Genomic DNA, 19,547 nt, shown 5'->3' on the forward strand with positions numbered 1-19,547 from the left:
GGCTCACTCGGGGAGCGCCTCGTCGGCCGTCGCCTCCTCGAAGACCACCGCCTCGAGCGCGTCGAGGATCCGCTCGGGGTTCTCGCGCTGCCAGACGTTCCGGCCGACCGCCAGGCCGCTGGCGCCGGCGTCCATCGCCGTCTCGACCAGCGAGAGGAACTCGCGGTCGTCGGTCTTGGATCCGCCGCTCAGAACGACGTTGACGTCGCCCGCCGCGGCGACCGCGTCGGCCATCGCCCGACCGCTGCGGGGGTACTTCACCTTCGCGATGTCCGCCCCGAGCTCGAGGGCGATGCGGGTCGCGTAGGAGATGACCGCCGGCTTGCGGTGTTCCTTCAGCGCCTGCCCGCGCGGGTACGACCACATGGCCACGGGGACGTCTCGCTCGCGGGCTCGCTCCTGGACGTCCCGGAACTCCTCGAACATCTCCGTCTCGCGGTTCGTCCCCGGGTACACCGTGTACCCGACGGCGTCGGCGCCGAGCTCGAGGGCGTACTCCACCGAGCACGTCTGCGGGGAGTAGGGCTCGCCCATCCAGAGGCTGCTGGTGCCGTTGAGCTTCGCCAGCAGGTTTACGTCCTCCTCGTAGGACGGGTAGTACGTCTCCGCCAGCCCCTTCTGGACCGCGAACCCGGTGACGGCGTCGTGGGTGGCCAGTTCGAACACCGTCCGCGGATCCAGCCGCTCCGGAACGTCCTCGAAGGCGGCGGGCCCGTGCTCGAGTCCGTGGTCGTGTGCGAGAATGATCGACTTCCCGTCCCGTACGAGCGGTGTCTCGGTTAACTGTCGCATTCGATCAGAAATACGTACTGATAGTGCCTAAATAGTACCGTATATGATTGTTTAGTACCGGTACTCGCGCGATAATCGTTCAAACGAACAGCGCGGTCGCCTCGGCCGATATCCGACGGGCGCACGCGACCTCGTCTCGTTCGGCCCTCGAGTATCGAGCGCCGTCTCCCCCGGCCACCCCATCGTGAGATATATATAATCGGGCTCGATTCGTCCGCGTAGGGGGACCGCCAATTCTACGCGTCGAGTTTACGACCGCGCCGACGGGCGTGATGGCGAAGCTCTACCGGGAGCTGGACGAGCCACGGAGCATCGAGCTCGACAACGCGTTCTACGTCGAGGACGGCACGTGGATCGAATCCCTGACCGTCGCGTCGGACGCCGACTTCGATCCGGAGACGATCCTCGCGGAGATCCCGGGCACCTCGCTGTTTTACGCCAGTACCGTGCCGACCGCGTCGGAGAATCTCGATCTCCGGCGGCTGACGATCCTCGCCACCGAGTCCTACCCGTTCGTTCTGAGCTTGATCCTGCGCCAGGAGGCGATTCCGAACCGCATCGTCCTCCAGAACGGCAGCTTCGAAATCGTGGCGACGACGCGCGACTGGGACCGGTTCCGCTCGATGGCCGACGCCGTCCAGGAGACGCTCGGCGAGTTCGACCTCCTGGCGGTAAGCCGGAACGAGGAGCCCGGCGAACCGCTCGACAGCGGTCGACTGACCGAGGTCCTCGTCTCGAAGCTCACCGAGGAACAGCTGGCGGTCCTCGAGACGGCGTACGACCACGGCTACTTCGATATCCCTCGCGAGGCGTCCGCGACCGACCTCGCGGAGGAACTCGGCGTCGCCCAGTCGACGGCGAGCGAGCGCCTCCGAACGGCCGAACGAACGTTGCTCGAGCTGATCTACGGGCCGCGGGAGTAAGTCACCCTCGGAGCGGATCGCGCCCCGCCGTCGGATACTCGGAGATCGACCCTCGAACGGGCGCAACACCGCAGCCTCCGGAGCGGAGACGGCGCCCGTTCCAGCGTACGCGACGAGCGCGTGTACGGTTGTTCAACGGGATACCGTACATGATATCGAGCATTAATAACACACCACGTGGAGTGTGCCAGCATGGATTGGGTCAAGATCCTCACCGTTGGGCTCGCGCTGGTACTCGCCGTTTCGCTGACGATATCTCCCGTCCTCGCACAGGAGGGAAGTGAGGTGGAGGAAGAAGAGGGTGAAGGCGGCATCGAGGGTGCGATAGAGGAGTTCGTCGAGGGGCAGGGGGTACTCGGCGCGGTGTTCGTTCTCGTCGCGGGCGCGCTCCTGTTGACCGTCTGCGTCGAGAAACTGATCAGCTATCTCACCCGGACGGCCTTCGGGTTGAAAGTGTCGCTGTTCGCGCTCGCGATCGTGTTTACGGGTTTCGAGTTCGACGATACGATCCTCGCGCTCGTGCTGTCCGCCGGCGGTCTCGAGGGGGCCGCACTCGGGACGGCGCTGGGCACCGGGTTGGCCATCGTCGGTGTGACGCTCGCGCTCGCGGCGATCATCAGGCCGTTCCCGGTCGATATCCCGACCGACTACGTCGTTCTGTTCGCGGCGGCGCCGCTACTGTTGATCCCGTTCGTTCTCGCCGGAACGCTGACGCTGATTCACGGTCTCCTGTTGCTCGGGGCGTTCGTGGCGATGTTCGCGTACATCATCGTCCGCGAGTACCGACGCGACACCCCCGTCTTCCGAAACACCGAACTCGGCGAGGAGATCCAGGCCGACGGGGGCGTCGTCCTCCCGTCGTCGGTCTCGCAGATCCCCGAGGACCGCCTCGTGAGCGGTCGCTCGGCCGCCGGATGGATCTGGCTCTCGCTGTCGATCCTCGCGCTGGCGGGTATCGTCCTCGCGTCGATGCTGCTGGAAGCGGGCTCGGAGGTCGTCGTCGACGGCTTCGGCGTCGAGGAGACCGTCTTCGGCGCGACGATACTGACGGTGATTCTCACCTTCGAGGACGTCATGCTGACGATCGAGCCGGTTCGGCGCGGCGTCCCCGAGATCGGCGTCGGAAACGTCATCGGGAGCGTCCTCTTCTCGGTCACCGGAAACGTCGGGATCATCATGCTCCTGAGCGATCTCGAGATCTCCCGTTCCGTGCTCACGTTTCACCTCCCGTCGGTGATCATCGTCACGGCCCTCGCCGCGTACTTCCTCTACGGAGGCAAGCTAAAGCGGTGGCACGGCGTCTTGCTCGGCGGGATGTACGTCGCCTACTGGGTGATCGCGATCCTCGTGTTCGGCGGGGTGCCGATCAGCGGGTGATTCTGTTCGGACTCTACAGGGGTAACAAGGCGAGTGCCTCGGGGTACTTCCCAGTGGAGAGTCGTATCAACGAACTTCTTCAGGGAGTGTTATCGCTTCGCTTGGTGGATGCTGACGGGTCGTGACAACTGTGCCGAGATAGCATATCGTTGATTTCAGAGCGTCGTTTGAATAGCGTGTTTGAGCGCGTTTCGTCCCGGCTTTCCGTATACCTTCCACCGCAGTTTGAACCGTTCTGAGATACTGCGTCAGCTCGTCTTTCGAGAACCCTCGAGGGATGAGAGCTCTCCTCGCGTCAGCGACGCGTGGCTTTCGCAGGTGTTGACGTGGACCTCATCGTCAGCGTATTCGCCGCCGTGGACGACGTAACTGCGGTCGAATACGTCGTCCTCTTCGAGTGGTTCGTACACTCGAGAGCCGTCGTACAGACGGTCAACGATTCCTCCTGGCGATCAGCCGACAGCAGTCGGGTCGTCGGTTCGTCTGTGACTTTCGCGACGATCGTGTACCGCTGTCCGGTACCGCGATCACCGAGGCTAGTCCGCTACCGGCGGTTGGTACGAACGACTCGAGCGCCGACCTCCTCGAACGGTCGAACTCGCGGGCGTTCCCTCGCTCGCGCGATCGCGTCGTTCGTCCCGAACGGCGTGCTACTATCTGCCCTCACTTCAAGAACGATAGCTATCGGCGCCGATCGGGAGTAGACCGATCCCGAATAGCCCGTAACGTGGTGGTGGATGACAGCCGAAGAAAATCATGAAGGATCGGTCGCCGGGGGCGGCGATCGACTCACACGGCGCGGGTACGTCGCCGCGGCCGCCGGGGCGCTCGGGTCGAGCGCGCTCGCGGGCTGTAGCGGGGGTCAGGCGCAAAGCCTCGAGCCGGACGTACCCAAGGGCGTTCCGGAAACCGTCGAGACGCAGTACTGGCGGGAGTGGGACACCGTCGATGCGGAGTCGCCGCCGCTGGACTACGGCGCGACGGCCGGCGCGGCGCTCGAGTCGCTGCCCGTCGAGTTCTCGAGCGAGGACGATCCTTGGATGCGCGAGCACGCGTTGATGGTGCAGCGGGGTCTCAGCGATCTGGGAATCACCGCCCAGCTCAACGATCGCCCGCTGAACCAGCTCTACGCCCAGAGTTGGACGGCGAAGGGGCTCGAAGCGGCGATCTCGATGAGTACGCAGGGCCCCGATCCGCAGCGGGGCCTCGATCCCAACCCGTTGTTGATGCGCGTAACCGAGGAATCGCTCTCGAATTACGACAACTACTACCACCCGGAGCTCCAGGAGCTTCTCACCGAGCAGGCCCGGACCACCGAGCGGGACGAACGCGAGGAACTCGTCGATCAAGCCCAGGCGATCTTCGCCGAAGACGTCGGAGCGCTCGTCACGCTGTTCCCGAATATCGTCACGGCGGCGAATACGGACCGGTGGACCGGGTACGTGAAGACGCCGGGGAACGGTCCCACGGGGGATTCGTTCGTCTGGACCGAGGTGAACCTCCAACCCGAGACGGACAGCCGCACTTACGTCAAGGGCGTCTCGACGTCGATGAACTCGCTGAACCTGCCGTGGGCCGCCGGCGGCGCGGAAGCGAAACGACTGACGTTCATCTACGACGGGCTGTTCGACGCGACGCCGGACCTCGACGTCGTTCCCGCGCTGGCGACGGACGGCGAATTCGTCGACGAGACGACCGTCGAACTCTCGCTCCGCGAGGGCGTCGAGTGGCACGACGGCGAGGCCTTTACCGCCGAGGACGTGAAGTTCACCGTCGAACTGTACGACGAGTACGCGTCGACGAGCCAGGTACCATTTTACGAACCGATCGAATCGGTCGACGTCCTCGGCGACCACGAGGTACGGTTCACCCTCACCGAGCCAGACGCGGCGTTCATGACCCAGCGGGTCGTCCGAAGCGTCATCATCCCGAAACACCGGTGGGAATCCGTCGACAACCCGTCCCAGCACAATCCGGACGCTCCGATCGGAACCGGTCCGTTCCAGTTCGAGAACTGGGAGCAGGGGACTCGACTCGAGGCGTCGCGCAACGGCGGCCACTGGATGTTCGACGACGAGTGGCGGGCCGAGGCGCTCGGCGAGCAGGCCGCGAGCGGCCCCGGCGTCGACAACGTCGTCTGGCTCAACGTGAGCAACGTCGACGCGCTGATCGGATCGTTACAGAGCGGTTCGATCGACGCGGTCGGAACGAACCTCTCGGACCTCCAGGCCGATCGCGCGGCCGGTTCCGACGGCGTCGAGAAGATGTCCGCCGGTAGCTACGCGCCGCTGATCATGAAACTCATGTTCTCGTGTCCGCTGATCCGGGACAAGGAGTTCCGCGTCGCCCTCGCGAAGGCGGTCGACTCGAGCGGGTTCGTCGAGGACTACTTGCAGGGACAGGCGACGGTGCCGCCCGGGGAGAACCTGATCTCGTCGCTCACCCAGTGGCACAACTCCGACGTACGCGACTACAGTTACGACCCCGAGGAGGCGCGACGCGTCCTGGAGCGAGCGGGCTACACGCGCGACGACGACGGGAACCTGCGCTACCCGAACGGCGAGGCGTGGGGCGCGTTCGTCGAGCGCATTCAGCCCGGAAACATGCATCGGCGCCGCGAAGAACTCGACCAACCCGACTTCTCACAGACGGAGGAATCACGATGATACACACGACCGACCGACGAAACCGATCCGGAGCGGACAACTCCGGTCGCGTCACTGTTCCGTCCGAGTACACGTCGCGCGGCCGTAACGAATCGCCTATCGCCGCGCCGCGATCGACGACCTCGAGCCGAGCCGCCGACGGGAGGGAGCACCGATGACGAAGTTCCAGCGGTTCCTGTTCAAGCGACTCGCGGTCTCGATCCTGCTGACGCTGGTCGCGGTCTCGATAATCTTCGTCGTCCTGCGACTGCTTCCGGGGAGCCCGTTCGAGGCGCTCGTGACCTCGGGGAACCTGAACCAGGAACAGATCGACGAGATCCGCGCGATGTACGGCCTCGACCAGTCGATCGGGGCGCAGTACGTCAACTACCTGACGAGCCTGCTGACGTTCCAGTTCGGCTACTCCATTCTCCGGAGTCAGCCGGTCTGGGACGTCCTCGAGCCGCGGCTGATCAACTCGCTGATTCTGCTGGTGCCCGCGCTGGTGACGACGGCGATCCTGAGTTCGGCACTGGGGATGTACGCCGGCTGGAATCGAGGAAGCGGCCTCGAGAAGGGAAGCATCATCTCGACGACGCTGCTGCGTTCGACGCCGGTGTTCATCACGGCCATTTTCTTCATCATCGTCTTCGCGTACAACCTCGAGGTGGTGCCGGCGCTCGGGATGCGCTCGATACGGGCGACGCCGGACGGCTACCTCGAGACGTTCGTCTCGCTTGATTTCCTCCACCACTACGTCCTTCCGTTTACCGTCGCCGTTCTGTACTACAGCGGCGATTTCCTCTTGCTGGCCCGCAACGGCGTCGTCGAAAAGCGAGGGTCGGAGTTCCTCAAGCTCCACCGGGCGAAGGGGCTCTCGGAGATGGAGCAGCTGGCCCGCGCCGGCCGGAATTCGATGCTACCCATCCTGACGTACTTCACGCTGCGTCTGGGCATGATCTTCCAGGGGTTGATCCTGCTGGAGGTCGTCTTCAGCTGGCCCGGAATCGGCCGCGAACTCGTGTTGGCCATCCAACAGCAGGATTACCCGCTGGTACAGGCCGCGGTCTTCATCATGGCGCTGGCGGTTATCATCGCGAACCTCCTCGCGGACGTGCTCTACGCGTACTTCGATCCGACGGTGTCGACGAACGGAGGGAGCTCGGCATGAGCACCGAAACGAAACCCGAGGCGGAACTGTACGAGCGCGTCGACGCGCTGTGGACGATCGTTCGGGATCAGTTCGCCTTCCTCCGGCGAGACCCGCTCGCGTTCGCCGGGATGGTCGTCGTCGCGGCGTTCGTGTTCCTCGGGCTGTTCGGGCCGTTCCTGGCCCCTCACGACCCGATCGAGTACACGGTTCGCGGCGACGCCAACTCCGTGCTTCGGCTGTCGGCGCCGAGCGCGGACGCGTTCCTCGGGACGACGGCCTACGGAAAGGACGTATTGAGCCAGTTCCTCGCCGGCGCCCGACCGACCCTCATCGTCGGCCTGTTCGGCGGGCTGGGAACGGGGGCGCTCGGCTTCGCCATCGGCGTGGTGAGCGGCTACTACGGCGGGTGGGTCGACGAGGTCCTGATGCGCCTGACCGACCTGACGTTTTCCCTGCCGTTCATGCCGATGGCGCTGCTGTTGCTCACGTTCATGACGCCGAACATCTGGCTGATTACGGCGATCATCGTCGTCTTCCTCTGGAAGATGCCGGCGCGAGTCGTCCGCTCGGAGGTGTTGTCGGTCCGCGAACGAACCTTCGTCAGATCCGCTCGAGCCAGCGGCGCGAGCAACCTGCGGACGATGCTGTACCACGTCGCGCCGAACGTGTTGCCGATCGGCTTTCTCTACACCGCGTACGGCGTCGCCTGGGCGATCGCCGCGCAGGCGAGTCTGGCGTTTCTCGGGTTCGGCGATCCGACGATGACCAGCTGGGGCCGGATGCTCCGGCAGGTGTTCGAGTCGGGCAACATGCGCGTCGCGTGGTGGTGGGTGCTCCCGCCGGCCCTCGGTATCGCCGCGATAACCACCTCGGTGTTCCTCATCGGACGAGCCTACGAGGAAGTCATCAACCCCGAAATTCAGACCGACCAATGACGCTACTCAACGTCGAAGATCTCAAAGTCACGTACGCGACCGACGACGAAACAGTCCACGCGGTCAACGACGTCTCGTTCAGTATCGACGAGGGCGTCAACTACGGCCTCGCCGGCGAGTCCGGGTCCGGGAAATCCACCGTCGCGGAGGCGCTGCTCGGCTTGCTTCCCGGAAACGGAACCGTCGAGCACGGAACGATCGAGTTCAACGGAACGGACCTCACGTCGCTTTCGGCGGCCGAGCGACGGGACGTCCTCTGGGAGGACATCGCCTACATTCCCCAGAGCGCGATGGACTCGCTCGACCCCGTGATGTCGACCGGCGATCAGATCGCGCAGGCGATCCACACGCACCGCAACGTTACGGACGCGAAGGCCCGCGACCGCGTCCGGGAACTGTTCGAGATCGTCGGCCTCGACCCGGACCGGATCGACGACTACCCCCACGAGTTCTCCGGCGGGATGCGCCAGCGGGTCACCATCGCGATGGCGCTGGCTCTCGAGCCGGACCTGATCATCGCCGACGAGCCGACGACCGGGCTGGACGTCATCGTCCAGGACAAGATCATCGACAAGATCCTCGAGATCCAGGAACGGATGGACAGCTCCCTGTTGCTGATCACCCACGAGATCGGCGTCATCGCCGAGACCTGTGACGAGCTGTCGATCCTCTACGGCGGAACGGTCATGGAACAGGGTAGCGTCGACAACGTGCTGGTCAATCCAACCAACCCCTACACGATGGGATTGAAGAACTCGTTCCCGGAGATCGACGAGGAAGACGAAGACCCCGTCGCGATCCCGGGCTCGCCGCCGAACCTGAACGGCGAGCCGACGTCCTGCGTGTTCCGGGATCGCTGTCCGTTCGCCACCGACGAGTGTGCGACGTCCCACCCCGATCCGGTTGCTCTCCCCAATCGGAACCACCGCTCGGCCTGCCACCGCGTCAAAGAGGCCGCACAGATGCGACAGGCGGCCGACGACCCGGAGACGTGGGGCATCCCCGACGACGGCAGCGCCGATTCCGATCGCGGTGAAATCATCCTCGAGACGGACGGCCTGAAAAAACACTACGAGCAGAGTCGCTCGCTGCTGAGCAAGATCCGCGGCGAGGAACCCGACTACGTGAAGGCGGTCGACGGCGTTTCGCTGTCGGTCCGTCGGTCGGAGATCCTCGGGGTCGCCGGCGAGAGCGGCTGCGGAAAGTCCACGCTCGGCGAGACGATCGCCCTGCTCGAGGATCCGACCGACGGCGAGCTGACGTTCGACGGGGAGCCCTACGAACACTATCAGAACGGGAATCTACAGGAGTTCCGGCGCAAAGTCCAGATCGTCTTCCAGGACCCGTTCGATTCGCTGAATCCCCGCCAAACGGTTCGGAAGCTCGTCGGCGAACCGCTGACGATCCACGACTACCGCACCGACGAGACGGAGCGAGCGATCGTGGAGACGCTCGAGAAGGTGGGGTTAACCCCCGCCGAGTCGTTCCTCGATCAGTACCCCCACGAACTCTCGGGGGGCCAACGCCAGCGCGTCGCGGTCGCGAAGGCGCTCGTCCTCGACCCGGATTTCCTCATCTGCGACGAGCCCGCGTCGATGCTCGACGTCTCGCTGAAGGTCAACCTGCTGAACCTGCTTCGGGGGTTGGCCGATACGGAAGACATCGGGATCGTCTACATCTCCCACGATCTGGCGAGTCTGATGCAGGTCTCGGATCGGCTGGCGATCATGTATCTGGGTCGGGTTATCGAGAAAGGGGAGGTCGATCGTATCGCGACCCAGCCGAAACACCCCTACACGGCGTCGCTGCTTTCGGCCGCGCCCGAAAAGGATCCGACAGCCGATCGGACGCGCGTCCTGCTCGACGGGGAACCGCCGGACCCGGTCGATCTGCCGTCGGGCTGTGCGTTCGCGCCGCGATGTCCGAAGGCTCGAGACGCCTGCCGGGAGGCCGAACCGGGTATCGAGGAAACCGGCGACGAGGGTCACCGGGCGGCGTGTTACTTCCCGGAGCGCGACGACGAATCGACCGCTGCGGACGCGGACGGGATCGACGACGGTGAGGTCCCGGCGTCGGCGAACGCCGACTCGGTACACGACTGAGACCCGCGTTCGGCCTCGAGATCGGGAGCAGCGACTCGTCGCCGCGTCCGGGAGGCCGATCACTCCTCGAGGTCGTCCCCGGCGCGTCCGCGTCGGCGCAGCCACTCGAGGCCGAGCGCGCCGCCGGCGGCCCCGGCGCCGACCGTAAAGCCGGGCGTGCCGTCGGCGTCCCCGTCGCTACCGGTCTCGCCCGCGTCGTCGTCCGTCCCGTTTCCGTCGCTCGATCCGTTCTCGTCGCCGCGTTCGTTTTCGGTGTCGTTCCCGGTACCCTCGGAGCCGTCGATCGCGTCGTCGTCCGCGCCGCCGTCGCTCGAGTTCCCGTCGTCCTTGTCTGATTCGTCGCTCCCTTCCCCGTCGCTCGAGTCCTCCTGATCGGTCTCGGTCTCGTCTTCGGGCTCGGCTCCCTCCCAGTCGTCCGGCCGAATCGCGACGAGGTCGGTGCCACGGGGAACGTAGATCGCGTCGTTCTCGACGACGAGGTAGTCGGCGTCGGCGCCGTCGTTCCAGTTCTCTCCGTCGTCGAACACGAAGCGCCACCGCTCGTCGCCGTTCTCGAGGTCGAAGCCGACGACGGCATCGTCCGTCTCGGGGCCCGGGGTCGAGTGCGTGACGACGACGGTGTCCCCGACAATCACGGGCAACCCGTGGGTGTACGCGCCGTCGTGGCTCCACCCCGCGGTCGCGTCCGACCCGCCGATCGCGGTCGCTCCGACCTGGTAGCGGCCCTGCGTGACCGCGACGCCGTCGGCGGCGGCGGTGACGTAGGCGTCGCTGAGGAGCGCTCCGGTTTCCTTGGTCTCGGCGTCGAAGACGTAGACTCCCTCGTGGCTGTTGTTCTGGATCAGCAGCGTCCGCTCGGTCGCCGAGAGCGCGGCCGTTCCGGCGTCGACCGGACCGCTCCACCGGGTCTCGCCGGTCTCGGGGTCGAGCTCGGCCAGCCCGTCGGAACCGGTTCCCTCGAGGACCGCCCAGATCGCGCCGTTCGCCGCGACGATCCCGGACGGGTGCGTCCGGAACGGCATGGACCGTCCGTTGACGCTGACTGCGTCCAGCTCCCAGCGGTGCGTGCCGTCGCTCGCGTCGAACGCGTACAGCGAGCCCGCCGCGAGGACGTACGCGGTCCCGTACCCGAGCAGCGGCGCGGCGACCTCCTCGCCGGACTCGACCGACCGCGACCACCGCACGTCCCCGGTCCCCGCCTCGAGCGCGACGAGTTCCGCGCCCCCGGCGTAGACGGTATCCCCCGCGACGGCCAGCTCGGGGCTCGTTCCGTCGATTTCGGTCTCCCACTCGAGCGACCCGGTGGCCGCGTCAAGCGCGCGGACGGTCTCCCCGCCGAGGTAGACGGTGCCGTCGACGACGACCGGTTCGCGGCCGCCGTCGTACCGCCAGGCGACGGTCTCGGGCGCGTCGATCGAGCGTGCGGAGACGCGGCGAGCGTTCCGGGCCCCCCCGTCGCTCGCCGACCAGCCGTCGGCCTCGACGAACGCCAGTTCGTCGGTGCGTTTACGCTTCCCGGCGGCGAGCCCGGTTCCGACCGCGAAGAGCGCACCAGTCGCGAGCACGGAGCGGCGATTCCAGTTTTCCATACCTGTTCGAATCGGCGGACGGCGCATTACTATCGACCGAATATATCAACGTTGCTTATTCTACAACTGTGGTGAACGAACGCGGTTTCGGCGTGCAATCGGGACAGCGACTCGATATATCGCGCGTACGCGGTTCGCTCTCGAGGCGGTCGTCCGACGACGCCGGTGCAGACTCGAGGGAGACGACGGCGTCCGCTGGGGATCTAACGAGAACCCAAGGGGAACCTAGCCGGTGGCTAAGCGGCCGCCAGCGGGGCGGGAGGACCGAGCGCGGAACCCGTTCTCCACGGGTGCGCTCGGAGTACTCGCCCGGTCGCTCGAGAATCGGTCAGTCGTGCTCGAGGGCGTCGGAGAGATCGTCCCCGACGGCAGCGATCGCCTCGCGAGCGCGATCGACGTCTCGCATCGTCATGAAGCCGTGTATCATGGCCTCGTAGTTCCGGTAGCGCGTGGCGACGCCGTCGCCGACGAACTGTTCGGCGTAGGCCCGCCCGCCGTCTCGCAGCGGGTCGAACCCCGCGGTGACGACCGTCGCGGGCGCGACGCCCGAGACGTCCCCGGCGTTCGTCGGGTCGGCGTACGGGTTGCGCTCGTGGACGTCGCTTTCGTAGTAGCAGCTCCGGAACCACTCCATGTCCTCGGCCTCGAGGACGATCCCGGCGTGGTCCCGAACCGAGGGCTGGTCCGCCTCGATGCCGACGCTGGGGTACAGCAACGCCTGATACTCGATCTCGGGGCCGTCTCGCTCGGCGGCCATGAGCGCGGCGACGGCGGCGAGGGCTCCGCCGGCGGAGTCACCCGCGACGGCGATCCGTCCGTTCCCGGCGACCGCGTCGGGGTGTGCGGCCGTCCACTCGACGGCGGCGTAGGCGTCCTCGACCGCCGCGGGGAAGGGGTTCTCGGGGGCGAGCCGGTAGTCGACGGAGAGAACGGCACAGTCGCTCTCGCGGGTGAGCCGTCGGCACAGCCAGTCGTGGGTCGCGATGCTGCCCAGGACGTAGCCGCCGCCGTGGAAGAACACGACCGTGGGGAAGGGACCGTCCGCGTTCGGGAGGTAGAGTCGGACGTCGAGGTCCCCCGCGGGTCCGGGGATCGTGCCGTCCACCGTCTTCCCGACGCTCGGCGGGGATCTGTTCTGGTACCACATCGTCGCCCGAGCGAGGAGTCGGACGACCTTCAGGCCGCGGCGACTGCGCGGGAGCGAGAACCGCTCCTGGCGCTCGAGGGCCTCCTTCGCCTGCGGATCGATCCGATCGGCTTGCATACCGGACGATTCGGAGAGCCGAACGAAGGCGTTTTGATTCGAAGCGCGGTACGTGTCGGTCTTCTCGTCCGTCGTCCGAACGGTCGACGGGCGGTCCGCGACGTGAATTTACGGTCGGTTAAACCCGCATTAGCTCCCTCCTAGCTATAGTCAATCAGAATGAAACTCAGATTATGAGATACACAGGACACGTCTCCCGACGCCAGACGCTGAGGCTCACCGCGGGAACGGCGACGACTGCTCTCGTCGCTGGCTGCCTCGGCGGTTCCGAGACGAGCGGCGAAGACGAGCGAGCCGACGGCGACTCAAGCGGGGACGGCGACGAAGATCCGGCGGGAGAGCCCGACGCCGACGGTCCGACGGGAGGACCCGACGACGGCGACGAAAACGAGACGGAACGCACGAACGCCACCGAGGCGGACGAGGAACGCGACACCCCGACCGGCGGCGAAGCGTGGACGGGCGTGGAGGAGATCGTGCTGAGCGCCACGACCGCCGGATGGACGGGGATCGAACCGAAGCGTATCGAGGGCGAGACAAATCCGGCGCTCGTGCTCGCGCCGGGGCGAGAGTACGTCCTCACCTGGAAGAACGCGGACGGGCAACCGCACAACGTCGAGATCTGGGACGACAACGGCGAGGTCGTCGACGACTACGAAACCGAACTAATGGCAACTGAGGGAGCGACGCAGTCGCTCGAGATCGAGGCGGACGAGCGAATGGCCGAGTACGTCTGCGAGATCCACGCCGATTGGGGGCAGTGCGGACGCATCGAAATCGAACGTCCGTAAATCGCCTCGGGGTCGAGTGGTTCGAGAGAGTGACGCCTCCGGGTGGCCTTTCGCCTCCGTTTTGCCTGCGGCGGAGCTACTGCAAGACGAGTGGAACGCTCGAGGGAAGCTCGCCCGTCTCGAGCGCTCGTGCGGTGGTTTCTGGGGTTCGGTCGGTTTATCGCCGGAGTTGAACCAGAAACTTATACGGGAAGGGCGCCAAACGTTCCCAGGGACGGAGGGGGACTCGCGTCGGGTCACGTCGGTTTCTGACACACCCCGTCTGTGTCCCTCGCGTCGAGAAACCCTCGGTCCCGTCTTTTTCGAGTAGCACGTTGAAAGTACCGTCTGCCATCAGTTCGTGACAGTCGGCCCGTGGCCTTTCCACGCGGGCACCCGACGGTCGCCAGGTTCGCGTTCGAGGTGCGAGTCCCTCTCGAGTCGCGCCGAGAGAGCGTCGTCACTCCGCCAGACACGTATTATCTTGCTTATGATAGGGTACTATACGACCAGGAATATAGTTTAGAATTGGGACTACTAGGAATTATCGTGGTAATAGACGCGGAAGTTCCGTGTCCGGACGATCCGCGGTATTCATCGATCTGTCGGCCGTTATTGGTCGTCCGGACGTGTACGCGTTACGCGATCTTCGGGTAGCCGAGAGGATCGATCCGAACCCGTAAAGGCGGCTCATTACTGCCTGAAGACTCGAGTTTTGACTACGAGTTTTCAAATCATGGGGTTCCTGACTGCCTTGGTTCGTTCTCTATAATAATGTGGTATACATACATAACTATATCGCCATCAGAGCGATATTTGTTATCAGTTACCATATGTCTGTCCAGACTCCGACTCGATCGGGTTCGATCGGCGGGGGCGTCCCCGCTCGAGCGTCGAACCGAGCGGTACCGGGACGTCTACCGCACGGATCGTTCTTCGTCGACATCTCGAGCAGGTCTCGGGGATCTCGCTGGCGGCGGCCCTGACTGCGGATCTTCCTGATCGTTCCGGAGACAACGTGACATATCGCCAATGTCCACTATTATTATATACGTGCCCTTCTCACTAATAGCCTAGAGCGTAATGGCTGGTAATACCACACGCATGGCTGGCAAGCCGTGCACGGACGACGTCCAGAACGGTCGAAACGGACTCGATCGACGAACCTTCTTGAAGGGGGCTGCGGGGGGAGCAGCGGTAACGACCGTCGCCGGGTGTCTCGGCGGTGGCGACGACACGATCTCCCTGGGTGCACTGTACATCTTTTCCGGCTTCGGATCGCTGTACGGCGAGGAGGCCGAACGCGGGTACGAACTCGCGGTCGAGGAGATCAACAACGACGGCGGGATCGACGGACAGGACGTCGAGATTATCTCGCGCGACACTGAGGGCGATCCGAACGCGGGAATCCGGCAGATGACGAGCCTGATCGAGGAAGAGAACGTCGACGGACTCTTCGGACTCGACAGCAGTTCCGTCGCTCAATCAATAGCGCCGCAGGTACAAGAGTATCAGATGCCGCTGATGGCGACCCACGCGGCGACGCCGTTTCTGACGTCGCCCGAGGGTGAACACGACAACTCGGTTGGGAACGAGTGGGTGTTCCGCAACTCCAATAGCCTCAGCCACGACATGTACGGCGCGGCGCAAGTCGCCGCGACCCTGGAACTCGACGAGTGGGCAACGATCGGACCGGACTACGCGTTCGGGTACGAGACGTGGGATTACTTCCAGGCGTACTGCGAGGGAATCGGCGTCGACACGGCGTTCACCGAGGAACAGTTCCCGGCGCTCGAGGAGAGCGACTACAGTCCCTACATCAGTTCGATTCTCGACGCGGAGCCCGACGGCGTGATTACCCCGCTGTGGGGTTCGGACCTGACGACGTTCCTGGGACAGGCCGAGCAGTCGGGTTGGTTCGACGAGATCGAGTACACGCTGTTCAGCGTCGGGATGGGTACGGACCTCCCGGCGGACGGATCGCCGCTTCCGGAGGGAGAGCTCGCATCCACGCGCTACGACCCGTTCGAACCCGATACCGAGGAAAACAACGAGTTCCGCGAGACGTACGTCGAGGAGTACGACACGTTGCCGACGTACAACGCGGAGGGCGCGTACCGGGCGGTCTACCTGTACCGGAACGCGATCGAGGAGGCGGGTACCAACGCCGACGAGATCCGGAGTACGTTCGAGGAGAGCGAGCACACGGGCCCGGTCGGCGAGTACGCGTTCGCGCCGGAAACGAATCAGGCGACGGTGCCGGCGATCTGGGGCGAAGTCAGCTACGACGACGAGTACGAGAGCAACGTCCTCGACTCGCTCGAGGTGTCCGACCCGTCGCCCGAAGAGATGCAACAGGCGCTCGAGGACGCCGGCTCGGACCTTCCGACGGGAGTCTGAACGACGAATCGCACCTATCCACCAATGATCAGTACACTATCGTTCGTTAGCGTATCGGACCTGGTGATCGGGCTGAGCCTCGGGAGTCGATTGTTCCTCATCGCCGTCGGGCTGAGTCTTATCTTCGGCGTCCTGGGGGTACTCAACTTCGCTCACGGGGCACTGTACATGATCGGCGCGTACCTCGCGCTCGCGTTCACCACCCAGGTAATCGACAACTTCTGGATCGGCGTCGTAGCCGGTGCGATCGGCGTCGGCGTTATCGGCGTTTTGATCGAAGTTGGGACGATCAGACCCTTGTACGACAGGGTCGAAGCCGACCTCGATCAGCTGATCGTCACGTTCGGCTTCGTCCTCGTGATCCACGAGGTGGTTCGGTTCGTCTGGGGATCCCAGCCGTACTCGACCCCGGCGCCGGACGCGCTCGCGTTCTCGGTGTCGGTGTCCGGAAGCACGTTCAGCGCCTATCGACTGTTCGTTATCGTCGCGGCGCTCGTCGTGATGGCCGCCCTCTGGCTGTTTATCAGGAGGACGTACTTCGGGGCGCTCGTGAGGGGGACGTCCTCCGATCGCGAGATGGCGTCGATGCTCGGCGTCGACGTTCCGCGGTTGTACACCGGCGTGTTTTTCCTGGGCAGTTTCCTGGCGGGACTCGGCGGAGCGCTCTCGGCGCCGCTTCAGTCGACCAGCCCGGCGTTGGGCGAACAGGTCATCATCGACGCGTTCATCATCGTCGTCATCGGCGGCCTCGGATCGATGTTCGGCGCGTTCGTCGGCGCGATGTTCGTCGGGCTGATGCAGGCGATCGGACCGAGCTTCATCGCGGCCGGACACATCGCGATTCCCTTCCTCGCGATGGTTCTCGTTCTGCTGGTTCGACCGGAGGGGCTGTTCGGAGGGTTAGGAGAATGAGTACGCACGACGATTCGGTCACGTCACGTATCGGCGAGTTCACCAGGGACGCGGTTCGAAACGGATGGACGAGGGAGCGATGCGTTGTCCTTCTCTCGCTCGGGTTGCTCCTGTTCGGCGTCGTCGCTCCATCGTTTCAGATCTACCTGTTCACGGAGTTTCTGATCATCGCCCTGTTCGCGCTCGCGTTCAACCTCCTGTACGGGTACACCGGGCTCCTCTCGTTCGGTCACGCGATGTTTCTCGCCGGCGGCTCGTACGGATTGGCGATCTTCCTACAGGAGAGCGAGCCGTACGTTTCCAACGTCGTCGGCGCCGGACCGGCTCCGCTCGTGTCGTGGGTTCTCGGCGCCGTCTTCGCCGTCTCGCTGGTGATCGCGATGGCCGTTCCCATCGGTTGGCTGAGCGTGCGACTGGAGGAGATCTACTTCGCGCTGATCACCCTTGCGTTCGGAATGCTGGTGTACTCGGTTATCATTCAGAACCCGCAGGGACTGACGGCCGGATCCGACGGGATCAACGTTCTGCTCGGCGTCACCGAGATCGGCGGCGCGGAGTTTAGACTCGGTGACCGACAGATCTACTACTACCTCACCCTGGGAATCGTCGGCGCGTCGACGTACGGTATCTGGCGGATCGTGAACTCCCCGTTCGGGACGATCTGTAAGTCGATTCGAGAGAGCCCCGAGCGCGCTGCGGCACTGGGAGTCGACGTTCGATTCCATCGGTGGATGACGTTTATCGTTTCCGCGGCGTTCGTCGGCATCGCCGGCGTGCTGATCGCCGGACTGTCTAACGTCGCATCGCCCTACCACGCCCACTGGTCCGAGAGCGCGACGGCAGTCGTCGCGACGGTCATCGGCGGCGCGACCTACTTCGCCGGACCGATCATCGGCGCCTTCGTCTACCTCTACGCCCGGTGGGGAATCAGTCGCTATCCGGCGCTCGAGGCCCACTGGGAGTTCTTTATGGGCGTTCTCATCATTCTCGTCGTTCTGTACTTCAAGGTCGGCGCAGCCGGCGGGCTCTACATGCTCCGCACCTGGCTGCTCGACGTTCAGGCCGCGTACCGCCGGGGCGGCGCGAACGCCGCCGTCGGATTCGTTCGCGAATCCGCAACGAACAAACTGCGTCGAGACTCGGACGCCTCCGAGTCCGACACCGGAGGTGTTGAACGATGACAGTGGTACTCCAGACGGACGGACTCACGAGACAGTTCGGTCAGCTAACCGCGGTCGACGGCGTTTCCCTCGAGATCGACGACGAGGAAGTGACGAGTATCATCGGGCCGAACGGCGCGGGGAAGACGACCTTCTACAACCTGTTGACCGGCGTGCTCGAGCCGACGTCCGGTGCGATCCGGCTGCGGTCCGACGGAGAGTTACGGGAGATCACCGACGATCCGCCCCACGAGGTCGCCCGGCGGGGACTCTCCCGATCGTACCAGATTACGAACGTCTTCGAGGGGCTCACCGTGCGCGAAAACCTGCGGGTCGCGCGGATCGCTCGCGAGGGGCGGACGCTCGATTTCCGCTCCAGAGCCGGCAGCAACGAGGCGGCGAACGAGCAGATCGACTGGCTCCTCGAGCTGACGAATCTCGCCGAGTACGCCGACACCGAGTGCGACGAGCTCAGCCACGGCGAGAAGCGAAAGGTCGAGATCGCGCTCGCGCTCGCGATCGAACCGACCGTGTTCCTGCTCGACGAACCGACCGCGGGCATGAATCCGACGGAAACCCGGAAGATCGTGTCGCTCATCCACCGCCTGAACGACGAGATCGACGCGACGTTCGTCGTCACGGAACACGATATGGACGTCGTCACCGACATCTCGGACCGGATCGTGGTGCTCGCCGACGGGGCCGTGCTGGCCGAAGGCGAGCCCGCGGAGGTGCTGGCGGACGAACGCGTGACGGAAGCCTACCTGGGGAGTGAGGCCCTATGACGGTTCTCGAGCTCGACGAGATCAACACGTACTACGGCAACAGTCACGTGTTGCACGACGTGTCCCTCGAGTTGGCTGAAGGAGAGGTCGTCGCCCTGCTCGGCCGAAACGGCGCGGGGAAGACGACGACCATGCGCTCGATCATGGGCGTAACGCCACCGCGAGATGGAACGGTCAGATTCGATGGCGCCGACCTGGACGGACTGAGCCCGGACGAGAGAAACGAACTCGGCGTCAACCTCGTTCCGGAGGATCGGCGCGTCTTTCCCACGCTGACCGTCCAGGAGAACCTGACGTTAGCGCACAAGCTCGCCGACGACCCGCGCCCGGTCGAGGAGATGTACGAGCTGTTCCCGGTGCTCGATCCGTTACGGTCGAACCAGGGACAGAACATGAGCGGGGGCGAACAACAGATGCTCGCCGTCGCGCGCGCGCTGATCCAGCGACCGAAGGTGTTGCTGCTGGACGAACCGACCGAGGGGCTGGCACCGGTGATCGTCGACGATCTCCGGGAGATGCTTCACGACGTGGTCTCGGAGGACGTAACGGTGCTGCTCTCCGAACAGAACGTCAACTTCGCGTTCGATCTCGCTACTCGCGGCTACATCATCGACACCGGTGAGATCGTGTACGAGGGGACGATCGAGGAGTTACAGCAACGGGACGACCTCCTCGAGCGGTACCTCGCCGTGTCCCCGGAGGAGATCGCGTAACGATGACACACTACCGAGGAGATACGA

Annotated in this window: 15 protein-coding genes and 1 pseudogene; 12 read left to right on the plus strand and 4 right to left on the minus strand. The window is 64.8% G+C overall.

Translation table 11 applies throughout. The features are described 5' to 3' along the window. Positions 1–3 precede the first annotated feature (3 nt). Positions 4–792, minus strand: a complete 789-nt coding sequence (locus C492_RS14270; protein ID WP_008424756.1) for a class I fructose-bisphosphate aldolase — start codon at positions 790–792, stop codon at positions 4–6. Positions 793–1,064: 272 nt separating this feature from the next. On the opposite strand from C492_RS14270, the gene C492_RS14275 reads away from it, so the two are divergent. Continuing rightward, positions 1,065–1,715, plus strand: a complete 651-nt coding sequence (locus C492_RS14275; protein WP_008424758.1) for a helix-turn-helix domain-containing protein — start codon at positions 1,065–1,067, stop codon at positions 1,713–1,715. A gap of 192 nt (positions 1,716–1,907) precedes the next feature. After that, complete coding sequence (locus tag C492_RS14280; RefSeq protein ID WP_083898853.1) at positions 1,908–3,092, plus strand: sodium:calcium antiporter; 1,185 nt, start codon at positions 1,908–1,910, stop codon at positions 3,090–3,092. A gap of 155 nt (positions 3,093–3,247) precedes the next feature. On the opposite strand, the pseudogene C492_RS14285 reads toward C492_RS14280, so the two are convergent. Further along, positions 3,248–3,627: pseudogene (locus C492_RS14285) on the minus strand (transposase); the annotation flags it as partial. Between the two features lie 202 nt (positions 3,628–3,829). On the opposite strand from C492_RS14285, the gene C492_RS14290 reads away from it, so the two are divergent. The 4 genes from C492_RS14290 (at position 3,830) to C492_RS14305 (ending at position 9,927) form a co-directional block, all read left to right on the plus strand. Further along, positions 3,830–5,758 (plus strand): ABC transporter substrate-binding protein, encoded by a 1,929-nt coding sequence (locus C492_RS14290; protein WP_008424774.1) that lies wholly within the window; start codon positions 3,830–3,832, stop codon positions 5,756–5,758. A gap of 154 nt (positions 5,759–5,912) precedes the next feature. After that, entirely contained in the window at positions 5,913–6,908 is a 996-nt protein-coding gene (locus tag C492_RS14295; RefSeq protein ID WP_008424776.1) for an ABC transporter permease, read from the plus strand. Beyond that, the gene (locus tag C492_RS14300) at positions 6,905–7,825 is read left to right on the plus strand and encodes an ABC transporter permease (RefSeq protein ID WP_008424779.1); all 921 of its coding nucleotides are present in this window, start codon (positions 6,905–6,907) and stop codon (positions 7,823–7,825) included. Before C492_RS14295 ends, C492_RS14300 begins: the two co-directional genes overlap by 4 nt. Next, positions 7,822–9,927 carry a dipeptide ABC transporter ATP-binding protein gene (locus tag C492_RS14305; RefSeq protein WP_008424780.1) on the plus strand — a complete coding sequence of 702 codons (2,106 nt, stop codon included), beginning with the start codon at positions 7,822–7,824 and terminating at the stop codon, positions 9,925–9,927. The genes C492_RS14300 and C492_RS14305 overlap by 4 nt, the downstream gene beginning before the upstream one ends. Before the next feature lie 59 nt (positions 9,928–9,986). Here C492_RS14305 and C492_RS14310 read toward each other — a convergent pair whose 3' ends face one another. After that, the gene (locus C492_RS14310) at positions 9,987–11,516 is read right to left on the minus strand and encodes an outer membrane protein assembly factor BamB family protein (RefSeq protein WP_008424782.1); all 1,530 of its coding nucleotides are present in this window, start codon (positions 11,514–11,516) and stop codon (positions 9,987–9,989) included. 328 nt (positions 11,517–11,844) lie between these two features. Further along, entirely contained in the window at positions 11,845–12,780 is a 936-nt protein-coding gene (locus tag C492_RS14315) for an alpha/beta hydrolase (protein WP_008424784.1), read from the minus strand. Positions 12,781–12,953: 173 nt separating this feature from the next. Between C492_RS14315 and C492_RS14320 the strand changes: the two genes are divergently transcribed. The 6 genes from C492_RS14320 to C492_RS14345 all read left to right on the plus strand — a co-directional run bounded on the left by C492_RS14320 (position 12,954) and on the right by C492_RS14345 (position 19,520). Next, a complete protein-coding gene (locus C492_RS14320) occupies positions 12,954–13,571 on the plus strand; it encodes a plastocyanin/azurin family copper-binding protein (protein WP_008424786.1) in 618 nt (205 codons plus the stop codon). Positions 13,572–14,654: 1,083 nt separating this feature from the next. After that, on the plus strand, positions 14,655–15,950 hold the full coding sequence (locus C492_RS14325; RefSeq protein ID WP_008424788.1) for an ABC transporter substrate-binding protein: 1,296 nt from the start codon (positions 14,655–14,657) through the stop codon (positions 15,948–15,950). A 24-nt stretch (positions 15,951–15,974) separates the two neighbouring features. Beyond that, on the plus strand, positions 15,975–16,862 hold the full coding sequence (locus C492_RS14330; RefSeq protein ID WP_008424793.1) for a branched-chain amino acid ABC transporter permease: 888 nt from the start codon (positions 15,975–15,977) through the stop codon (positions 16,860–16,862). Further along, the gene (locus tag C492_RS14335) at positions 16,859–18,043 is read left to right on the plus strand and encodes a branched-chain amino acid ABC transporter permease (RefSeq protein ID WP_008424794.1); all 1,185 of its coding nucleotides are present in this window, start codon (positions 16,859–16,861) and stop codon (positions 18,041–18,043) included. Before C492_RS14330 ends, C492_RS14335 begins: the two co-directional genes overlap by 4 nt. Beyond that, positions 18,040–18,807 carry an ABC transporter ATP-binding protein gene (locus C492_RS14340; protein WP_049893076.1) on the plus strand — a complete coding sequence of 256 codons (768 nt, stop codon included), beginning with the start codon at positions 18,040–18,042 and terminating at the stop codon, positions 18,805–18,807. The genes C492_RS14335 and C492_RS14340 overlap by 4 nt, the downstream gene beginning before the upstream one ends. Beyond that, entirely contained in the window at positions 18,804–19,520 is a 717-nt protein-coding gene (locus C492_RS14345) for an ABC transporter ATP-binding protein (RefSeq protein WP_008424799.1), read from the plus strand. The genes C492_RS14340 and C492_RS14345 overlap by 4 nt, the downstream gene beginning before the upstream one ends. Positions 19,521–19,547: the final 27 nt, after the last annotated feature.

Origin of the sequence: Natronococcus jeotgali DSM 18795, from assembly GCF_000337695.1 — an archaeon.
Lineage (GTDB): Archaea > Halobacteriota > Halobacteria > Halobacteriales > Natrialbaceae > Natronococcus > Natronococcus jeotgali.